18 protein-coding genes are annotated in these 18,388 nt (G+C 73.8%); 8 read left to right on the forward strand and 10 right to left on the reverse strand.

What is annotated here, in order from left to right; all coding sequences use genetic code 11:
* Positions 1 to 74: 74 nt before the first annotated feature.
* Together FGG90_RS12945 and FGG90_RS12950 are read left to right on the forward strand one after the other, a co-directional pair.
* Positions 75 to 524, forward strand: a complete 450-nt coding sequence (locus tag FGG90_RS12945; RefSeq protein WP_094126587.1) for an Asp23/Gls24 family envelope stress response protein — start codon at positions 75 to 77, stop codon at positions 522 to 524.
* 159 nt (positions 525 to 683) lie between these two features.
* The gene (locus FGG90_RS12950) at positions 684 to 1,718 is read left to right on the forward strand and encodes an Asp23/Gls24 family envelope stress response protein (protein WP_094126586.1); all 1,035 of its coding nucleotides are present in this window, start codon (positions 684 to 686) and stop codon (positions 1,716 to 1,718) included.
* 129 nt (positions 1,719 to 1,847) lie between these two features.
* Here FGG90_RS12950 and FGG90_RS12955 read toward each other — a convergent pair whose 3' ends face one another.
* Together FGG90_RS12955 and FGG90_RS12960 are read right to left on the reverse strand one after the other, a co-directional pair.
* The gene (locus FGG90_RS12955; RefSeq protein ID WP_094126585.1) at positions 1,848 to 2,399 is read right to left on the reverse strand and encodes a septum formation family protein; all 552 of its coding nucleotides are present in this window, start codon (positions 2,397 to 2,399) and stop codon (positions 1,848 to 1,850) included.
* A gap of 84 nt (positions 2,400 to 2,483) precedes the next feature.
* The gene (locus tag FGG90_RS12960; RefSeq protein ID WP_094126584.1) at positions 2,484 to 2,927 is read right to left on the reverse strand and encodes a DUF805 domain-containing protein; all 444 of its coding nucleotides are present in this window, start codon (positions 2,925 to 2,927) and stop codon (positions 2,484 to 2,486) included.
* Positions 2,928 to 3,080: 153 nt separating this feature from the next.
* Between FGG90_RS12960 and FGG90_RS12965 the strand changes: the two genes are divergently transcribed.
* Entirely contained in the window at positions 3,081 to 3,821 is a 741-nt protein-coding gene (locus FGG90_RS12965) for a hypothetical protein (protein ID WP_133065129.1), read from the forward strand.
* A 430-nt stretch (positions 3,822 to 4,251) separates the two neighbouring features.
* Here FGG90_RS12965 and FGG90_RS12970 read toward each other — a convergent pair whose 3' ends face one another.
* Together FGG90_RS12970 and FGG90_RS12975 are read right to left on the reverse strand one after the other, a co-directional pair.
* Positions 4,252 to 5,325, reverse strand: coding sequence for an ABC transporter permease (locus FGG90_RS12970; protein ID WP_094131268.1), 1,074 nt, complete (start codon positions 5,323 to 5,325; stop codon positions 4,252 to 4,254).
* A gap of 74 nt (positions 5,326 to 5,399) precedes the next feature.
* Entirely contained in the window at positions 5,400 to 6,281 is an 882-nt protein-coding gene (locus tag FGG90_RS12975; RefSeq protein ID WP_094126582.1) for an ABC transporter ATP-binding protein, read from the reverse strand.
* Positions 6,282 to 6,507: 226 nt separating this feature from the next.
* Between FGG90_RS12975 and FGG90_RS12980 the strand changes: the two genes are divergently transcribed.
* Positions 6,508 to 6,930, forward strand: a complete 423-nt coding sequence (locus tag FGG90_RS12980) for a hypothetical protein (protein ID WP_094126581.1) — start codon at positions 6,508 to 6,510, stop codon at positions 6,928 to 6,930.
* On the opposite strand, the gene FGG90_RS12985 is transcribed toward FGG90_RS12980, so the two are convergent.
* Positions 6,921 to 7,811 carry an SMP-30/gluconolactonase/LRE family protein gene (locus tag FGG90_RS12985; protein WP_094126580.1) on the reverse strand — a complete coding sequence of 297 codons (891 nt, stop codon included), beginning with the start codon at positions 7,809 to 7,811 and terminating at the stop codon, positions 6,921 to 6,923. The two genes, FGG90_RS12980 and FGG90_RS12985, sit on opposite strands and share 10 nt — an antisense overlap.
* Positions 7,808 to 8,671 (reverse strand): SDR family NAD(P)-dependent oxidoreductase, encoded by an 864-nt coding sequence (locus tag FGG90_RS12990; protein WP_237583400.1) that lies wholly within the window; start codon positions 8,669 to 8,671, stop codon positions 7,808 to 7,810. The genes FGG90_RS12985 and FGG90_RS12990 overlap by 4 nt, the downstream gene beginning before the upstream one ends.
* Positions 8,672 to 8,734: 63 nt before the next feature.
* On the opposite strand from FGG90_RS12990, the gene FGG90_RS12995 reads away from it, so the two are divergent.
* Positions 8,735 to 9,508 carry an SDR family oxidoreductase gene (locus FGG90_RS12995; protein ID WP_094126579.1) on the forward strand — a complete coding sequence of 258 codons (774 nt, stop codon included), beginning with the start codon at positions 8,735 to 8,737 and terminating at the stop codon, positions 9,506 to 9,508.
* A 28-nt stretch (positions 9,509 to 9,536) separates the two neighbouring features.
* On the opposite strand, the gene FGG90_RS13000 is transcribed toward FGG90_RS12995, so the two are convergent.
* The gene (locus FGG90_RS13000; RefSeq protein ID WP_237583401.1) at positions 9,537 to 10,403 is read right to left on the reverse strand and encodes a DUF3885 domain-containing protein; all 867 of its coding nucleotides are present in this window, start codon (positions 10,401 to 10,403) and stop codon (positions 9,537 to 9,539) included.
* A 159-nt stretch (positions 10,404 to 10,562) separates the two neighbouring features.
* Here FGG90_RS13000 and pgtP point away from each other — a divergent pair, with 159 nt between their 5' ends.
* Positions 10,563 to 11,981: an MFS transporter gene (pgtP, locus tag FGG90_RS13005; RefSeq protein ID WP_094126578.1), complete on the forward strand. Its 1,419-nt coding sequence runs from the start codon at positions 10,563 to 10,565 to the stop codon at positions 11,979 to 11,981.
* 174 nt (positions 11,982 to 12,155) lie between these two features.
* Here the strand turns inward: pgtP and FGG90_RS13010 are convergent, their stop codons facing one another.
* Positions 12,156 to 12,905 (reverse strand): response regulator, encoded by a 750-nt coding sequence (locus tag FGG90_RS13010; protein WP_094126577.1) that lies wholly within the window; start codon positions 12,903 to 12,905, stop codon positions 12,156 to 12,158.
* Positions 12,902 to 14,488: a histidine kinase gene (locus tag FGG90_RS13015; RefSeq protein WP_094126576.1), complete on the reverse strand. Its 1,587-nt coding sequence runs from the start codon at positions 14,486 to 14,488 to the stop codon at positions 12,902 to 12,904. Before FGG90_RS13015 ends, FGG90_RS13010 begins: the two co-directional genes overlap by 4 nt.
* A 329-nt stretch (positions 14,489 to 14,817) precedes the next feature.
* On the opposite strand from FGG90_RS13015, the gene FGG90_RS13020 reads away from it, so the two are divergent.
* Positions 14,818 to 16,413 (forward strand): MFS transporter, encoded by a 1,596-nt coding sequence (locus FGG90_RS13020; protein ID WP_094126575.1) that lies wholly within the window; start codon positions 14,818 to 14,820, stop codon positions 16,411 to 16,413.
* Between the two features lie 86 nt (positions 16,414 to 16,499).
* Here FGG90_RS13020 and FGG90_RS13025 read toward each other — a convergent pair whose 3' ends face one another.
* A complete protein-coding gene (locus tag FGG90_RS13025; RefSeq protein ID WP_094126574.1) occupies positions 16,500 to 17,351 on the reverse strand; it encodes an alpha/beta fold hydrolase in 852 nt (283 codons plus the stop codon).
* A gap of 150 nt (positions 17,352 to 17,501) precedes the next feature.
* Between FGG90_RS13025 and FGG90_RS13030 the strand changes: the two genes are divergently transcribed.
* A complete protein-coding gene (locus FGG90_RS13030) occupies positions 17,502 to 18,365 on the forward strand; it encodes a hypothetical protein (protein ID WP_094126573.1) in 864 nt (287 codons plus the stop codon).
* Positions 18,366 to 18,388: the final 23 nt, after the last annotated feature.

Raw genomic sequence — 18,388 nt, forward strand, 5'->3', positions numbered from 1 at the left:
CTTGACGTGCCGGTCATCCAGCCGGCACCGCGACCCGCAGCCCGGGACGCGCCACCGATCACCAGGAGCACCACATGACCGACGTCACCCCCGCCACCGCCTCCAGCCGCGCCGCCGCGAAGCACACCCCCGCCGGCTCCGCCTCGGGCAAGAACACGATCGCCGACGGCGTCGTCGAGAAGGTCGCCGGCATCGCGGCCCGCCAGGTCCCCGGCGTGCACGACCTGGGCAACGGCGCCGCGCGTGCCGTCGGCGCGATCCGCAACGTCATCGGCCAGCAGGACCGCGGCCAGGGCATCTCCGTCGAGGTCGGCGAGAAGCAGGTCGCGGCCGACATCGTCGTCGTCGCCGAGTACCCCGTCGCGCTGCAGGACCTCGCCGACCGGATCCGCGAGTCCGTCACCGACGCCATCTCGCAGGTCGTCGGCATGGACGTCACCGAGGTCAACGTCACCGTCTCCGACGTGCACATCCCGTCGGACGACAAGGACGAGGACGACGACAAGCAGAGCCGCGTCCAGTAGCACCACCCCGCTGGCGGGACCGGGTTCGCCCGGTCCCGCCGCCGTGCGCGGCATCGCGCGCACCCGGCCGGCGCGTCGATCCGCGCGGCAGCATGGCCCGGCCCCATCCCCCCTCCGCACCGCATCCGCACCCTCCCGCACCACCGAAGGAGCACCGACGTGAACGACGCCGCACCCGCCATCCGCCCCATCGACCTGACCGGCGTCGCCGCCGCGCACCCGGAGGGGGAGACCGCCGCGCAGCGCATCGGCGTCGCCGCCGCGGAGACCGCCGCGGGCGTGACGGGCGTGCATCACCTCGGCGGCTCGGCCGCGCGGGCCCTCGACGCCGCGTCCCGGGCGGTCCGCGGCACGAGCACGGGCCCCGGCGTCACCGTCTCGGAGGAGTCGGGCGGCGTCGTGATCGACATCGACCTCGTGGTCGAGTACCCCGCGCCCGTGCAGGACGTGGTCGACCGGACCCGCGAGCAGGTCGCGCACGCGGCCCGCCAGATCGCGCCCGGCGCGGTGCGCGTCAACATCCGCGTGACCGACGTGCATGGCCCGTTCGACGACGAGCAGTCGCCGGCGGGGGCTGCGCTCGAGCGGGCGAAGGGCGCGGGGGCCGATGCGCTCGGCAAGGCGAAGGGCGCGGGGGCCGATGCGCTCGGCAAGGCGAAGGACGCCGGATCGGACGCGCTCGACAAGGCTAAGGACGCGGGATCGGACGCGCTCGACAAGGCGAAGTCGGCCGGGTCGGACGCGGCCGCGAAGGCGAAGGCGGCCGGATCCGACGCCGCCGCCCGCGTGCGCGAGGGCTCGGCCGAGGCCGCAGACCGGGGCCGTGACGCGGGCGACCGTGCCCAGGACGCCGCGGCCCGCGCGGCCGACACGGCGAAGGAGGTCGGATCCGAGGTCGCCGACCGCGCGAAGGCCGCCGGTGCCGTGCTCGCCGACTCCGCGAAGGCCGACGTCGAGGACACGCGCCAGGCGGCCGAGGAGCGTGATGCCGACGCATCCGCCCGCGAGCCCTTCGTGGACCAGGACTCCACGGCCGCCGACTTCGACACGTACGCCGACCACGACGGCGCGGCCGATCATGACGGCACCGCCGCCCCGGAGGTCACCGTGGTCGTCGACGAGCGCGCCGACGGCACGACCCGCATCGAGGTGGACGGCCCCGCGGCCGTCGAGGTGCAGGGCGACCGCTCCTAGCGCCGCGCCGCGCCGCGCTACGCCGCACGACCGCAGGACCGCACGCCCCGCGCCCGCGGACCCCGCCACCGGGATCCGCGGGCGCGTCCGCGCGCTCGCACGCCGCCGTCCGCGCGTCGCGCCCGCGCGCTACCGGCCGATGCCGGAGAGCGAGCCCACGGTCTTGCCCGCGGGATCGCCGACGAGGCACGTGACGGTGCGGTCGCCGGTCATCCAGCCCTCGGCCGTGGGCTGGTAGTACGTGTAGTCGTAGATCGAGTCCTGGTAGTCGAAGCCGATGAAGGAGTCGAAAGCCTTGCTGCACGCGTCGTCGGCCTGCGCGTCGACCGGATCCGAGCCGGGGTAGTCGGATCCGCCCGTGAGGGTCACGTCCCGGTACGCCTCGAAGTCGTGCGGGTCGGCGCACGGCACCGTCCGCACCGCGGTCACCTCCTGTCCCGTCGCGTCCCCGCTCTCGCCGGAGAGGCTGTCGACGAGCGACTGGTCCTCGATGCAGTCGCCCTGGCGCAGGTCGAAGACGTCGGTCCTGCCGCTCGCGGTGATGGCGCCCTGGCCGTCGCGCGGGGCGTCGTGGGGGATCAAGTCGGCGATCTGCTGCGGCGAGCACCCGCTGAGCGCGGCGGCGACGAGGACGGCCGCGAGCGCGGTGGGCAGGGTGGTACGGCGGGCAGCGGTGGCCATGGTGTCCTCGGGGTGGGGGAGCGGATCGCGCTCACCGTAGCGGCAACAGGAGCCGGCGCATGCGCGCTCGCGGCAGGCGCGTCGTCAGTCGAAGCGGGCGCCGCCCGGACGGGATCCGGTGGCGGCCATGATCGCGTAGACGATGAGCCCCACGATCGGCACGAAGCAGACGAGGATCCACGCGCCGGTGCGGTCGGTGTCGTGCAGCCGCCGCCACGAGACGGCCAGGAACGGGACGAAGACGGCGAGCTGCCCCACCGCGAGCAGGCCGCTCCACGCATCCGTGATGGCCATGGCGTCGGTGAGGTCGAGCGAGCCGGGGTCCCCGCTGGTCAGGCTGCTCAGCGTCCGCAGGGCGGTCGTCGCGACGAAGCCCGTGAGGATCCACCACCAGTACTCGCTCCGGCTCGCGCGCCCGCGGAAGGTCGCGTACTTGAGGAAGAACCGGCGCATCGCCTCGGCCCAGGGCGCGCCGGGGAACGGCAGCTCGAGGGGCGGGCGGGATCCGGGCGTCGTCGCGGCGGTCATGCCCCGAACGTACGCGCGCCCGGGGTGACTGGAACGGAGAGAGGACTAACAACGGTTTCTCCCAGACCGCGGTACTGCAAGAAGAGCGTGCTACTGCGATGCCCATCGAGGTACGCCGTAGTCGGGCGCCGCGGTGTCAGGCATGCTCGAGTTGTGACATTCATTCTCAGCGTGATACTGCCAATTGCCACGATTGCGATTGCCTGGCTTAGCTATGTTCGGGCGCACCCGAAGCGGCACCTCAAATATAGCGTCAGGGTCTCTCCGATGCTTGCCGCGAGTCGCCCTGGCGCCACAAGCTTGCGGGTCGAGTACGGGGGAGAGGCGGTGCTCGATCCCTACCTCGTCGAGTTGGAGCTCTGGTCCACCGGACGAGCCGATATTCCTTCGTCGAGGTTCGACGCCGGTCGCTCCCTGGAGTTTGATATCGGCGCGCCAATAATAGAGCTCACCAGTGTCGCCGGTATTGCGTCCGAGCAGTTAGAGGGTATCGAAGACTCTTCTGTGCGCGTAGGTCCGATGCTTATATCGCGCAAGTTCCGGCTCAAGGTTGATCTGGTGACTTCCTCTCCGCCGAATGTGCGGCTATCTGCTCAGCCGCTCATCGACGTCACCGTCAGTGGCATTGATCGACGCGCCATGGAGCAGCGGATCCAAAAACCGTCGAGGCGCGGCTGGGTTCTGCTCACCTTGGCCTCGATGGCTGTCGCTGTCCTCGGGCTTGTAGCGATCATCGCAGCTGGGCTCATGTATCCCACGGATACGAAGTCTCCCGGATTCCTCGGGATCGGCGTCCCGGGCGTCCTGGCGCTCTTCGGCGGCCTAGGGACCGCCGTGATCACTCTTCTTGTCACGGGTATCAGGTGGGTCGTCTTTCAGCTGAAGGATCGATAGCCTGCTTTCGTCCACCGATCACGTAACTGTCAATGGAGAGCGGCGGCGGCGAAGGCTCCACTTTGCTTTGCACGGCGACGACCGCAGCTTTTGAACGCACAGCGAGCCTGAGGGGGCAATAGCGCATGCTGCGCGTGCGCGTGCGCGTGCGCGTGCGCGTGCGCGTGCATGCATGCGTGTGTGCGTGTGTGTGTGTGTGTGTGTGTGTGTGTGTGTGTGTGTGTGTGTGTGTGTGTGTGTGTGTGTGTGGACTCGGAACGAGACCGTTTAGGCAGCGTTTAGCTTGTCGGCAGGCTAGGCACTGCGCGGAGTGGGAGAACGGCGCCTATCGGTGGGCTCTCGTATCACTGGATAGACGCGCCCGGCCGCGTCCGCGGGGGGAGCGGACGCGACCGGGCGGTCGTGGGGGCGCGGCCGGGCCGCGCGGGCGTCAGCCCTTCAGCGCCTCCGAGAGCTTCACGCGGCTGCCGGTGCGGAGCAGCGAGTTGCTGTAGATGCGGGATCCGAGGGCCACCACGACCGAGGTCGTCGCGATCAGCACGGCGAGCGACACGAGCGGCTCCCACCACTCGGCGGTGCCGAGGAAGAGGCGCAGCGGCATGCCCACCGGGGCCGAGAACGGGATGTAGGACATCACCGCCATGACGGTCGGGTTGTCGTTGAAGAAGATGACCGCGAAGTACGGGATCATCACGAGCGAGGTGACCGGCATGGTCACGGCGCCCACGTCCTCCTGGCGCGACACGAGCGAGGCGGCCGCCGCGAACATCGAGGCCAGCAGCACGAACCCGAACACGAAGAACACGACGAACCACAGCACCGACGGGCCGATGACCGCGAGGAGCGCCGTCTGGTCCGTGACGAGCAGGCCGACGCCGGACATCAGGGCGATGAGCGCGATCTGCGTGAACGCGAGGATGCTGTTGCCGAGCACCTTGCCGGCGAGCAGCGCGCGCACGGGGATCGTCGACATGAGGAGCTCCACCACGCGGGTCTGCTTCTCCTCCACGACGCTCTGGGCGATGATCTGCCCGAACGTCAGCGCCGAGATGAAGAAGACGACGCCGAACGCGACGGCCATCAGGTAGCCGATGGCGGGGTTGGTCGTCGGCTCCTCGAGCAGCTCCACGCGGGGCGTCTCCGTGAGCGCCTGCACGACGCCGTCGGGCGCGGACTCGTCGCCGATCACGAGCACGGCGCCGTCGGCGTCCGCCTGCGTGTCGGGGACGACGGCCGCGTCCACGTCGCCGTCGCGCACCATCGCGCGCGCGTCCTCGACGCTGTCGGCGGGCACGCCCTCGAGCGACGATGCGCCGGACACGGCCTGCTGGGCGCTGCCGACGACCGCCACGCGCGTGCTGCCGCCGTCGCCGAGGCTGCCGCTCGAGGCGAGGAAGCCGCTGACGACGATGGAGGCGAGGATCCCGAAGAGCAGGATCCCGGTGCTGATGAGGAACGACTTGCTGCGCAGGCGCATGCGCACCTCGCGGCCCGTGACGAGCATCGTCGACTGGGCGAACGTGGGCGCGGTGCCCCGGGCGGCGCCGCGGCTCGTGCCGGGCGGGGTGGACGTGGTGCTCACTGGACGACCTCCTGGAAGATCTCGCTGAGGGTGGGGCGGCGGCGCGCGAACCCGGCGACGGATCCGCGGGAGACGGCCTCGGCGAGCACGCGCTGGCGCGTCTCGTCGTCGGCCTCGAAGAGCACGTAGCCGCCGTCGAACTCGACGACCTCGGCGCCGGGGACGTCGCGCACCCAACCGCCGTCGCCGTCGATGAGGAGCTCCGTGAGGGGGCGGCTGTGCTGGTCGCGGAGCTGCTCGCGGTCTCCCGATGCGCGGATCCGGCCCTCGGCGATGACGACCACGTCGTCGCAGAGGCGCTCCACGATGTCGAGCTGGTGCGAGGAGAAGAGCACGGGCACGCCCTGGGCGGCCCGCTCGGTGAGGACGCCGAGGACGGTCTCGACCGCGATCGGGTCGAGGCCCGAGAACGGCTCGTCGAGCACGAGCACCTCCGGGTCGTGCACGAGGCTCGCGGCGATCTGCGCGCGCTGCTGGTTGCCGAGCGACAGCGACTCGATGGGGTCGTTCCGCCGCTCGCCGAGGCTGAGCCGCTCGAGCAGGCGCTCGGTGCTGGCGGTCGCGTCGGCGGCGGACATGCCGTGCAGGCGGCCGAGGTAGACGATCTGCTCCTGCAGCTTCATCTTCGGGTACAGCCCGCGCTCCTCCGGCATGTAGCCGAAGGTGCGCCGGCTCGACGTGCCGAGGTCGCGACCGTCCAGCGACACCGTCCCGGAGTCGGGCGTGAGCACGCCGAGCATGATCCGCATGGTGGTGGTCTTGCCGGCGCCGTTGCCGCCGACGAAGCCGGTCAGCCTCCCCGGCCGCACGGCGAAGGACACGTCGTCGAGGACGCGGCGGTCCCCGAACGAGCGCGTGACGTTGTGGACTTCGAGCACGGAGGGCCTCCTCGGTGGGCGTGGGTGATCCGTGCTGCTCACGCTAGGGGCGGGGGTGCGCGGGGGAGTCCGCCGTGAGGGGGAACCCCGTGGGGGACGGGAGGGTCGGGGGCGCGACGGCCGAGACGGGGCGCGCCGGCCCGCCCGGAAGCTGGGGCGCGGCGCCCCGGAAGCTGGGGCGCGGCCGCGGGTGGCTGGGCGGGGTCGCCGCTCCTAGGGTCGGATCATGCGCATCGCCACCGTCGTCCAGGCCCTCGCCGACGGGGCCGGTGCGGCGGGGATCGTGCTGTTCGCGCTGATCCTCACGGACATCGGCACGCCGTCGCTGTCTCTGACCGGTCTCGCGCTGCTGACGCTGTCGCTCGTCGTGCGGGTGGCCGCGGTCGCCCAGGTGCGCCGCGGGCTCGAGCGCGTGGCCATGGATCGAGGCGCGTGGCGGTGGTGGATCCGCGCCCTCTGGATCGTGCAGGCCGTCGCCGTCGTCGCGGGCCTGGTGCTCGCGCACTCGCCGGTCGGCCCCGTGACCGCCGCCGTGCTCGCCGGAGTCGTGGTCGCCGCCGCGTCGGCCGTGCTCGCCGGGGGAGCCGCACGCGGGTCCGGACGCCCGGCCGGCTTCGTGGACTCCGCCGCCGTCACCGCCTACGCGTAGGCGCTCGCCGCCGGGCCGGTGACGCCCGGCCGCACCGCGAACAGCATCCCCGCGCGCGGATGCCGGGCCGAGTCCTCGGGCGTGTAGCCCTCCTGCGAGGTGGTGATCACGAGCACGTCACGGTCGGGTCCGACGAACGCGCAGCTGGAGACCTGCGGCGCGTCGACGCGCACGGATCCGACGTGCTCGCCGGTCGGGGAGTAGCGGCGCACCTCGCCGCCGCCCCACAGCGCGACCCAGAGGAAGCCCTCGTCGTCCAGGCACATGCCGTCGGGATGGCCGTCGGCGGGATCGATCTCGACCACCACCTCCGGATCCGCGAGCCCGCCCTCGTCCGTGACCCGGAAGCGCCGCACGCGCTGCGTGGTCGTGTCGATGTAGAGCATCTCGGTGCCGTCGGCAGAGAAGGCGGTGCCGTTGGAGATGGTGACGCCCTCGAGCACGGTCGTCGCGACGCCGCGGTCGAGCAGGTACAGCGCACCCGCGCCGGGCGTCTTGTCGAAGGCCATGGATCCCGCCCAGAGTCGGCCGCGCGGATCCACCTCGCCGTCGTTCATGCGGCGCCGGATGCCGTCGGCCGGCAGCACGTCGGCCATCGGGATCAGCTCGCCGTCGCCCGTGAGGCGGACGAAGCCGTCGCGGGCGGCGAGCACGTGCCCGCCCTCCGCGTGGCGCACCACCGCGCCCAGCGGGCCGCCCACGTGCGTCTCGGTGACCGGCCCCACCGCGAGCGTGGCCGGGTCGAACGTCGCCTCGCGCAGGATGCCCACGTACTGGTCGGCCCACAGGAGCGTGCCGCGCGCGGTGTCCCAGAGGGGCGCCTCGGCGTGCTCGGCGCGCACGGTGTCGAGCGGCTGCGCGTGCCACGTGGTGACGCTCATCGCCCGCCTCCCGCGGCCTCGGCGGCCGTCGCGTCGGGCGCGCCGGCGGCCGGCCGGTGCGGATCCGCGCGCACGCCGTCCCGCGGCCCGCGCTCCGGCGCGCCCCGGCCCTCGTACGCGCGCTGCGGCATCTGCGTGGCGAGCTTGCCGCCGCTCACGTCGACGAGCGTGCCCGTGATGTAGCCGGCGCGGTCGCTCGCGAGGAAGACGAGGAGGTCGGCCACGTCGTCCGGCCGCTCCCACCGGCGGATGCTGAGGGTGTCGAGCAGGCGGTCCTGCGCGGGCTCCGGCATCTCGGCGAACCCGTTCATGGCGGTGGGGATCATGCCGGGCGCGTAGGCGTTGACGGTGATGCCCCACGGCCCGAGCTCGCTCGCGAGCACCCGCGTGAACTGCACGACCGCGGCCTTGGACGCGCCGTAGGCGGCCGCCCCGACGCTCGGGACGACGGCCGCGAACGACGCCGCGTTGAGGATGCGCCCGCCGCCGGCCGCCTTCATGGCCGGGATGACGGCCTGCGCCAGGAGGAACACCCCGCCGACGTTCACGTCGAACGCCGCCCGGAAGCGCGCGGGCTCGAGCGTCTCGACGGCCCCCTCGACGTTGATGCCGGCGTTGTTCACGAGCACGTCGACGCGTCCGGCGGCCTCGACCACCTGCGCGATCGCGGCCTGCACGGACCCCTGGTCGGTGACGTCCGCCACGATCGCGGTGACCCCCTCCGGCAGCGCGTCGCCGAACCGGAGGTCGAGCCCGAAGACCCGGCACCCCTCCTCGAGGAAGCGCTCGGCGAGGGCGCGGCCGATGCCCTGGGCGGCACCGGAGACGACGACGACCCTGTCGCGGAGGTCGATGAGCATGCGCGTTCCCCTCGGTTCCCAATAGCGTCTCCCTCAACGTAGGGGTGACCGAGGGAGACCGCCATGTCCGGAGCGACGACGCACGACGAGCAGACCCGGGATGCACCTGGGGAGGGGGCGACGGGCGCGCGCGTCCTCTGGGTGAGCGGCGCGGGATCCGGCGTCGGCCGCGCCACCGCCGTCGCCGCGGCCCGCGACGGCTGGGACCTCGTGCTCTCGGGCCGGCGCCTGGATCCGCTCGAGGAGACGCGCGCGCTCGTCGACGACCTCGGATCCACCGCCCTCGTCGCCCCGCTCGACGTCACCGACGACGCCGCGCTCGCCGCCGTGGTGGCGGGCCTCGACCGGCTCGACGGGATCGTCGTGGCCGCCGGCCTCAACGCCCCGCGCCGCGCCTGGGCCGACCAGGACCTCGCCGACTTCGACCGCATCGTCGCGACGAACCTCACCGGACCCGCGCACCAGGTCGCCGCCGCGCTCCCGCTGCTGCGGGCGTCCGGCGGCACGGTCGTCCTCGTCTCCTCGTACGCCGCGTGGACCCACTCGCCCGGTGCCGGCGTCGCCTACAGCGCGTCGAAGACCGCGCTCGGGACCCTGGTGCGCGACCTCAACGCGCAGGAGGCCGGCAGCGGGATCCGCGCCACGCACCTCTGCCCGGGCACGATCGACAGCGACTTCCTCGCGCTCCGGCCGACCGTGCCCGACGCGGCCGAGCGCGCCGCGATGCTCACGCCCGACGACGTGGCCCGCGCCGCGATGTTCGTGCTCGCGTCGCCGCCGCACGTGCGGATCGACGAGCTCGTGCTGTCGCCGATGTCGCAGCGCGGCGGGTTCTGATCCGGGCGGCCCGCCGCGCTCACCGCGTTCAGTCCTCGGGGTCGTCGTCGGCGACGTCGTCCCCGAGCGCCTCCGCGCGCGCCATCCGCTTCCGCCAGCGGGCGTTCCAGATCGCGAGCCGACGGTCGGTCTTCGCCTTCTTCCGCAGGTCGCCCCGCGTCGCCGGGCGCATCCAGTCGTGGCCCACGACCCAGGAGTCCGGCGGGAGCCAGCGGTGGTAGGCGTCCGCGAGGGCCCGTTCGATGTCCGGGTCGAGCATCGCGACGTCGATCCCGCCGTCGTAGCAGTAGACGGTCCAGGTCATGTCCTCGGCGACGAGCAGGTACCGGCCCTCATCGCGGTGCGCCACGTCGCAGAGGTCATCCAGCGAGGGACGACCGCTCCGGATGCGGAACTCGTCCGTGCACTCCTCCGCCGCCTCCGGATCCGTCACGCCCGGCTGCGTGAAGGACGCCCACGGCAGGAAGCCGGGAAGCGACGTCCTCGTCTCGTCCGCGTTCCATCGCCACAGCTCCACGACCATCGTGCCCCGGACCCCGGAGAGGGCCTCGACGGCGGTGACGATGCTCCGATGCCGCCGACGCGCCGAGCGTCGGTCCCGCGCCTGGCGGGCCTCCTGGCTGCTCCACGGCAGGGTGTGGAACCGCATGCCGGGCATGCCCCACCCGAAGAACCGCGGATGCGGCTCGGGCCACCGCTCCTGCCACAGCGCGAGCAGCCGCGCCGCGTCCAGGTGGGCGTCCGGGGCGTCGGACACCCGCGGCGCGGGGGCGACGAAGGCGGCCTCGGCCGGTTCGACCGAGGGTCCTGCCGGGGCCGGGGCCGGGGTCGCGGCGTCGGCGTCGGATGCGGATCCGGATGCGGGAGCTGGGGTGTCGGGTTCGGCGTCGGGCACCCCGGAGGATCGCACGACCCGCCACGCCCGCGTGCGGATCCACCCCAGCTCGCGCCGACGCCCGCGGTCCCGCCGCATGCGCCCAAGACCTAGACGATCGTCTTGCGAAGGCGTTGAGTGGTCTCTCGTCGCAACGATGCGACGACCAGGAGGCAGACCATGACCACCGACCAGCGCACCCGACCCGACGGCGCAGCCGTCCGACGCGGGCTCCTCTCCTTCATGGCGGCCCCGCCGCCCGCGCCCCGGCTCGACGACGCGACCGTCGCCCGGCGCTACCCGCGCCTCCGCCTGCAAGTCTTCCTCGGCATCTTCATCGGCTACGCGGCCTACTACCTGATCCGCAACAACGTGCCGCTGGTGGCCACGATCCTCCGCGACGAGAACGGCTTCAGCGCGCTCGGCCTCGGGATCCTCACCAACGGCGTGCTGCTCGCCTACGGCTTCAGCAAGTTCCTCAGCGCGATCGTCAGCGACCGCAGCAGCGCGCGCTGGTTCCTGCCCATCGGCCTGCTGCTGTCCGCGCTCGCCAACCTGGTGGTCGCGTTCGTGCCGGCGGTCGGGGCGTCGGTGGCGCTGTTCGCGGTGGTCATGATCGTCAACGGCTTCTTCCAGGGGATGGGCTGGCCGCCGTCCGGTCGCACCCTCGTGCACTGGTTCTCGACCTCGGAGCGCGGCGGGAAGACCGCCATCTGGAACGTCGCCCACAACGTCGGCGGCGCCGGCGCGGGCGGCCTCGCGGGCCTCGCCATCGCGACCTTCGGCACCTGGCAGAGCGCGTTCTGGTTCCCGGCGATCGTCTGCATCGTGATCGCGCTGGTCGCCTTCGTCCTCCTCCGCGACACCCCGGAGTCCGAGGGCCTGCCGCCCATCGAGGAGCACCGCCACGATCCCGCGCCCGTCGAGACCGACGCCGCGGACGAGGGCGCGTCGACCTGGTCGACCATCCGCCGCTACGTCATCGGCAACCGCACGATGGTGAACCTCGCGCTCGCCAACGTCTTCGTCTACACGCTCCGCTACGGCGTGCTCGTGTGGGCGCCCATCTACCTCGCGGACGTGCGCGGCGCGAGCCTCGGCGAGGGCATCGCCGGGTTCTCGCTGTTCGAGCTCGCGGGAATCCCCGGCACGCTGCTATGCGGGTACATCAGCGACCGGGTGTTCCGCGGACGGCGCTCGCCGACCGGGATCCTCTTCATGGCGGCGGTCGGCGTCGCCGTCGCGATCTACTGGCTGTCGCCCGCGGACGGCCCGCTCTGGGTGTCGCTCGCGGCGCTGGTGCTCATCGGCGGCCTGATCTACGGACCGGTCATGCTCATCGGCCTGCAGGCGCTCGACCTCAGCCCCCGCAAGGTCGCGGGCACCGCGGCCGGCTTCACGGGACTGTTCGGCTACGTGCTCGGCGCGACCCTCGCCTCGACGGGCATCGGCGCCTCGGTGCACGCGTTCGGCTGGGACGTGACCTTCGTGCTGATCCTCGTGTGCGTCGCGCTCGCGATCCTGCTGCTCGCGATCGTGGGCAAGGACGAGTCGGCGCTGCGGCGTCGTCGCGCGGAGCGGATCGACGCCGGCCGCTGACCCCGGGCGGTGCGGCGGGCCGGGGTCAGCGGCTCCGGTCCCCGTCACCGTCCACGCCCCGGTCACCGTCCACGCCCCGGTCCCCGTCGACGCCGCCGCGTCGCCGGAGCGGCAGCACGCCGACGCCCAGGATCACCAGGATGACCGCGCCCATGATCCAGGCGCTGGCATCCATCAGCTCGCGCCCGGCACGACGATGCCGCGCTCGTACGCGAAGACCACGGCCTGCACGCGGTCGCGCACGCCGAGCTTCAGCAGCAGGCGCGAGACGTGCGTCTTCACGGTGGCCTCGCCGAGGTAGAGGCGCTCGGCGATCTCCGCGTTGGCGAGGCCCTCCGCGAGGAGACGGAGCACCTCGAGCTCGCGGTCGGTGAGGGTCTGCACGCGCGGGTCGGCGGGGATCGCGGGCGCGGCGGCGGGGACGGGCTCCTCGTCGGCCGGCCCGGATCCGCGGCCGAAGCGCTCGATGACCCGGCGCGTGACGTCGGGCGAGAGCAGCGCGTCCCCGCGTGCGATCACGTGCACGGCCTCCACGAGCGACTCCGGCGACGCGCTCTTCAGCACGAACCCGCTCGCGCCCGCTTCGAGCGCGGTGAAGAGGTAGTCCTCGCGGTCGAACGTGGTGAGCATGAGGACGCCCGCGCGGATCGCCGGGTCGGCGACGATGCGGCGCGTGGCCTCGAGGCCGTCGACGCGCGGCATCTGCACGTCCATGCAGATCACGTCGGGCGCGAGCGCGGCGGCGAGGCGCACGCCCTCCTCGCCGTCGGCGGCCTCGCCGACCACCTCGATGCCGTCCTCGCTCTCGAGGATCACGCGGATGCCGGCGCGCACGAGCGCCTGGTCGTCGACGAGGAGGACACGGACGGCGGCCGGCGCGGCGGTGGCGATGGCGGGGGCGGGGTCGGTCGGATCGGCGCTCATGCGCGGGTCTCCTCGGGGACGGAGGCGGGCTCGGGGACGGATGCGGGTTCAGCGGCAGCGGGTCCAGGGGTGGAGGAAGGCGCCGGGACGGCGGCGCGCTCCGTCCCGGACGCGGGCTCCGGGACGGACATGGGCTCCGGGACGGACATGGGCTCCGGGACGGACACGGGCTCCGGGACGGACGCGGGCTCCGGGACGGACACGGCCAGGGGCACGGGCATCGGCACGGGCGGCACGACGGCGGACGGGGTCGTCGGCAGCGACGCCCGCACGAGGTAGCCGCCGCGGGCCTTCGGGCCGATCTCGATGGATCCGCCCACCGCCGCCACGCGCTCGCGCATGCCGCGCTGGCCGAGGCCGCCGGGGCCGTTGCGCACCGGCCCGGCGGCCGCGGAGGCGGCGGCTCCCGCGGGTCCGCCGTCGCTCGCCTCCACCTCGACGCGGTCGTGGAGGTACCGCACGCGGAGGTCGACGCGGGCGCCCGTGCCGGCGTGCTTCCGCGCGTTGGTGAGCGACTCCTGCGCGACCCGGTAGACGATGAGGTCGACGGTGGGCGTGAGCGGGCGCGGCGTGCCGATGACGTCGTACGTCACCCGGAGCCCGGCGCCGCACGCCTCCGCCACGAGCTCGGGCAGCTGGTCGACGCCGCGGGTGGACGCCGTGCGGGTCGGGTCGCCGTCGGCGCCGTCGGCGGATGCCGTGCCGTCCTCCTCCTGGCGGAGCGCGACGAGCATCCGGTGCAGCTCCTCGATGGCGCTGCGCGCGTTGTCCTCCACGATGCCGAGCGAGGTCGCGGCCTTCTCGGCGTCGCGCGCGAGGACCCGGCGCGCGGCGCCCGCGTGCACGCCCATCACCGAGACGTGGTGCGCGACGACGTCGTGCAGCTCCCGCGCGATGCGCACCCGCTCGATCGTGACCGCCTGCTCCGCCACCCGCTCGCGCTCGGTCGCCAGCTCGGCCGTGCGCGTCTCGAGCGCGCAGCGGTCGCGGGCCGAAGCCCACGCACGGTCGCCGAAGTACCAGGCGCCGCCGAAGTAGAGGAGGTTCGTGACGATGGAGACGAGGCCGGCGGCGACGGGGGCGGGGATCCACGCGTCGGCGGGCGCGTTCTCGAACGTCGACCCCGCGAGCGAGTAGAACCCCGAGGCCTGCAGCAGCGAGCTGAAGAGCCACGCGAACATGCCGACGACGATGACGCCGCGCACGATGTTCGCCCGCAGACGGTTCCGCCCCCACGCGCCGAGGGAGTACATGGCGATGAACATGGCGATGTTCGAGAACAGCACCTCGGGCACGAACTGGTACGCGCCGACGACGAAGGTGGCGCCGAGCACGAGGGTCACGGCCTCGGGCTGCAGGCGCCGGAGCGCCAGAGGAGCGGTCATCAGCAGGATCCACGCGGCGATGACCCACATCGGCGGCCGGGTCGGGTACATGCCGAGCGCGTAGTAGAGAGTGCAGCTCCCCGTCGTGAGCACCAGCATCACGAGCGCGAGCAGCAGGTCGAACCGCAGGCCGGCGCGGTCGGGCCGCGGGCGCACCCAGAACCGGTCGACGCTGTCGGGGGCGGATGCGGCGCTCATCCGGCCACGCTATCGACGCGGGCGCGCGCGCCGCATCCGCCGGATGACGGAAAGCCGCCGAGGACGGCTGTCGATGACGCCCGCCGGTGACGGCCGCCTGTGGCCGGACATCGAGATAGGCCGCAACGGTCAACCGGTGACAGACTGGCGGGACGGGCGCATCCGCCCGGCCGCCTCTCCCGCACCGTCGCGGATCCTCCTCCGTGCGCCGCCCGCTCGCACGCGAGGCGCCCGACCTCCCGTCCCGCGCCCGCGTCGCCCGCTGCCGTGCGCGCTGACCGGATCCGCTCGCACCACCGCCGACGCCCGCGCCGGCACGAAAGGACCCCATGTCCGACACCACCGCATCCGCCCGCCCGGCGGCAGGGAACACCGGCCCGTCCGGAGCGCCCGGCTCCGGCCGCTCCGCCGCCCCCGTCGTCTCCCGCCGCGCCTGGCAGGCGCTCATCGTGCTGCTCGCCGGCATGTTCATCGCGCTGCTCGACACGACCATCGTGAACGTGGCGCTGCCGACCATCCGCACGAGCCTCGACGCCTCCGAGTCGACGCTGAGCTGGATCATCTCCGGCTACGCGCTCGCGTTCGGCCTCGCGCTGATCCCCGCGGGCCGCCTCGGCGACCGCTACGGGCACAAGTGGGTGTTCGTGACCGGCATCGCGCTCTTCACGCTCGCCAGCCTCGCGTGCGGTGTGGCTCAGGACGACCTCCAGCTCGTGATCGCGCGCGTGGTGCAGGGGCTCGCCGGCGGCCTGTTCGTGCCCGCGGTGACCGCCTTCATCCAGCTGCTGTTCCCGCCGCAGGCGCGCGGCAAGGCGTTCGCCATCATGGGCGCCGTCATCGGCGTCTCGTCCGCGCTCGGCCCGATCGTGGGCGGCCTCATCATCCAGGCCGCTGGGGAGGAGTCGGGCTGGCGCCTGGTCTTCTTCGTCAACCTGCCCGTCGGCCTCGCCACCGTGATCGCCGCGATCTTCCTGCTCCCGAGCCGCCGGGTGGCCGAGGAGGTCGCGGGCGACGTGCGCGCGCAGTCCGGCCAGCAGGCCGGTCGCGGAGCCGGCGCCCCGGCGCAGGCGAAGCCCGCCGCGTCGGGCGTGGACCTCGTCGGCATCCTGCTCGTGAGCGCCGGCCTCGTGGCCCTGCTCGTGCCGCTCATCGACGGCCAGGACCAGGGCTGGCCGCTCTGGACGTACCTCTCCCTCGCCGGCGGCGTCGTGCTCCTCGCGCTCTTCGGCGCGTGGGAGGTCCTGCAGACGAAGCGCTCGAAGGGCGTCCTCGTCCCGCCGCACCTGTTCACGCACCCCGCCTTCACGGGCGGCGTCATCCTCGCGATGGTCTACTTCGCGGCCTTCACGAGCATCTTCTTCACCATCTCGATCCTGTGGCAGTCGGGCCTCGGCAACTCCGCTCTCGAGTCCGGCCTCGTCTCGATCCCGTTCGCCATCGGCAGCATCGTCGGCTCCTCGCAGAGCAACCGGCTCACGAACCGCCTCGGCCGCACTGTGCTCGTGATCGGCACCGCCCTCGTGAGCGTCGGCCTGATCTGGCTCTGGCTCGTGCTGCTGAACACGGCCGCGGCCGACCTGAACAGCTGGATGCTCCTCGTCCCGCTGCTGCTCGCGGGCATCGGCAACGGCCTCTTCATCGCCCCGAACGCGCAGTTCATCGTCGCGACGGTCGACCCCGCCGAGGCGGGCGCGGCCTCCGGCGTGATCGGCACCGTGCAGCGCGTCGGCTCGGCGGTCGGCATCGCGGTGATCGGCAGCGTGCTCTTCGCGGGCGTGGCCGGCGCCGGGATCCGCGGGCCGCAGATGGTGCCGCAGGCGTTCACCGACGCGTCCGCGTCGGCCATGGGCGTCAGCGCGATCTTCGCGGTCGTCGCCTTCGCGCTCGTGTTCGCCCTGCCGCGGAGGGTGTCGCGCGGGCACTGACCCGCGGCGCTCCGCCCCTGCCCTCTCGCCGATCCGGATCCGTCCGGGTCGGCGAGAGCCGTTTCCGCGGGTGCGTTCCTCTTCTCCTAGGCGGCGCGGCGGATCCGCCCCCGCAGCCGACCGAGCGCGTCCTCCGCGCCGCGGAGCACGGAGATGTGGCCGTCGCCCGGGCGGACCACGAGCTCCGCGCCCGGCACCCGGTCGGCGAGCCACCGCGCGTGGGCGACCGGCGCGATCCGGTCGGCGGCGCCGTGCAGCAGGATCGCCGGCGCGGTCACGGCCGCGAGGTCGACGCCCCAGGCGGCGACGAGCGCGAGGTCGTCGTCGACCATGCCGCCGGGTCCCGCGTCCAGGCCGTGCGAGGCGACCCCGTTCAACCACGCCCAGTCGGTCTCGAGCGCGCGGAGGTCGCCGTCGGTGAACATCGCCGGGTCGAACTCGGATGCGGCGAGCTCCGCCTCGAGCGCCTCCGCTCCGGACAGCGCGGCTCGCAGCTCGCGCTCGCCGCCCGCGTGCATCCCGTCGAACCAGTCGAGGCCCTCCGCCTCCACGGGCGCGAGGGCCGCGCCGCACAGGGCGCCGAGCACGCGGTCGCCGAGCGATGCTGCCGCGGCCAGCGCGACGACGGCGCCGCTCGAGTGCCCGAGCACGGCGAAGCGCCCGACGCCGAGCGCGTCCGCGACGGCCAGGTCGTCGGCCGCGGTGGTCGCGACGGTGCGGCCCGGGTGCCGCGTGGATCCGCCGTACCCCGGCCGGTCGAAGGAGATCCAGCGGATGCCGCGGCCTGCGGCGGACTCGACGAGCGGCGCGGGCGGCGGACCGACGTTCGGCGTGCCGTGGTGGTACACGACGACGAGGTCGGCGTCCTCGCCGGATCCCGTGTCGTAGCAGTGCAGCGTGCGGCCGTCGGGGAGCCGCAGGTCGGTCTCGGTGAGCATGGGGCGAGCGTAGGCGCGCGGTCGGCGGGCGACCAGGCCCGGTCGTCCGCCGGCTCGCGGGGGTCGGACGGCTCGCGGTGACGCGGGTGGGCTCGCGGTGGCCGGGCGGCCCGCCCGGTCGTCCGCCGCGCGCGGTGACAGGATCGGGAGATGGAGCCCGACGAGCGCCCGGACCCGCACGGCCGGAGCCGACGGGCCGAGCGCGCCGAGCTGGCGGACCTGCGGCGCCGGGCGTACGGGCCGGGCAGCGACGCGGATCCGGCCGACCTCGACCGGCTGCGCGAGCTCGAGGGGCGTGCCGGGGACGCGGCCGTCGCGCGCCCCGCGGAGGCGGCGACGCCCGCATCCGATCGCGGGGCCGACGCCGGCGCCGCCGAGCGGGAGCGCACCGCCGCCGACGCCGGGCGGCGAGGAGGTGCCGACGCGGCTGCCGACCCGGATGCGGACGACGACCTCGCCGAGGGCGCCGCCGTGGACGATGCCGACCTCCCCGACCGCGACGCCCCGGCCCCGCACCGCCCGCGCGCCTCCCGCCGCCTCGCGATCCTCTGGGCCGCCTCCGTCGTCGCGGCCGTCGCCCTCACCGCGGTCGTCGTCGCGACGCTGACGGCTCCGGCCGGGCGCGAGGTCGCCGTGGTGCGCTTCGACCCCGACCAGGAGCTGCCCGTCTACATGCGCGACTACTTCGGCGGCGCGGAGACGGGATCCGCCCGCTTCCACGGCCTCACGCTCGTGCGGCTCGAGGGCGACCGCTCCGCCTACCCGCAGGTCCGTGGCGAGTGCCTCTCGGTGCAGCCGTCGCGCGCCGCGTTCGGCTCGACGGAGGGCGGCGGATGCGCGGCGGGCGCGTTCGGCGCGTCCGTGCGGTTCCTGGTGAACGTCGGCGCGCCCGAGGAGCTGCGCGACGAGTACCCGGTGGGCACCGCCCTGCTCTTCGACCTGCGCGGCGACGCCGTGCACGTGCGCGCCGACGACTCGGCCCGGCTCCCGTCGCCGTCGCCCACGCCGCGCTAGGCGTCCGCAGTCACCGCGATCAC

Source organism: Clavibacter michiganensis subsp. tessellarius, assembly GCF_021922985.1.
Classification (GTDB): Bacteria; Actinomycetota; Actinomycetes; order Actinomycetales; family Microbacteriaceae; genus Clavibacter; species Clavibacter tessellarius.

Bases quoted from the DNA above. Each gene is read 5' to 3' on its own strand.
- FGG90_RS12945 (WP_094126587.1), top strand. From the start codon at position 75: ATGACCGACGTCACCCCCGCCACCGCCTCCAGCCGCGCCGCCGCGAAG.
- FGG90_RS12955 (WP_094126585.1), bottom strand. From the start codon at position 2,399: ATGGCCACCGCTGCCCGCCGTACCACCCTGCCCACCGCGCTCGCGGCC.
- FGG90_RS12960 (WP_094126584.1), bottom strand. From the start codon at position 2,927: ATGACCGCCGCGACGACGCCCGGATCCCGCCCGCCCCTCGAGCTGCCG.
- FGG90_RS12970 (WP_094131268.1), bottom strand. From the start codon at position 5,325: ATGCTCGTCACGGGCCGCGAGGTGCGCATGCGCCTGCGCAGCAAGTCG.
- FGG90_RS12980 (WP_094126581.1), top strand. From the start codon at position 6,508: ATGCGCATCGCCACCGTCGTCCAGGCCCTCGCCGACGGGGCCGGTGCG.
- FGG90_RS12985 (WP_094126580.1), bottom strand. From the start codon at position 7,811: ATGAGCGTCACCACGTGGCACGCGCAGCCGCTCGACACCGTGCGCGCC.
- FGG90_RS12990 (WP_237583400.1), bottom strand. From the start codon at position 8,671: ATGCTCATCGACCTCCGCGACAGGGTCGTCGTCGTCTCCGGTGCCGCC.
- FGG90_RS12995 (WP_094126579.1), top strand. From the start codon at position 8,735: ATGTCCGGAGCGACGACGCACGACGAGCAGACCCGGGATGCACCTGGG.
- pgtP (WP_094126578.1), top strand. From the start codon at position 10,563: ATGACCACCGACCAGCGCACCCGACCCGACGGCGCAGCCGTCCGACGC.
- FGG90_RS13010 (WP_094126577.1), bottom strand. From the start codon at position 12,905: ATGAGCGCCGATCCGACCGACCCCGCCCCCGCCATCGCCACCGCCGCG.
- FGG90_RS13015 (WP_094126576.1), bottom strand. From the start codon at position 14,488: ATGAGCGCCGCATCCGCCCCCGACAGCGTCGACCGGTTCTGGGTGCGC.
- FGG90_RS13020 (WP_094126575.1), top strand. From the start codon at position 14,818: ATGTCCGACACCACCGCATCCGCCCGCCCGGCGGCAGGGAACACCGGC.
- FGG90_RS13025 (WP_094126574.1), bottom strand. From the start codon at position 17,351: ATGCTCACCGAGACCGACCTGCGGCTCCCCGACGGCCGCACGCTGCAC.
- FGG90_RS13030 (WP_094126573.1), top strand. From the start codon at position 17,502: ATGGAGCCCGACGAGCGCCCGGACCCGCACGGCCGGAGCCGACGGGCC.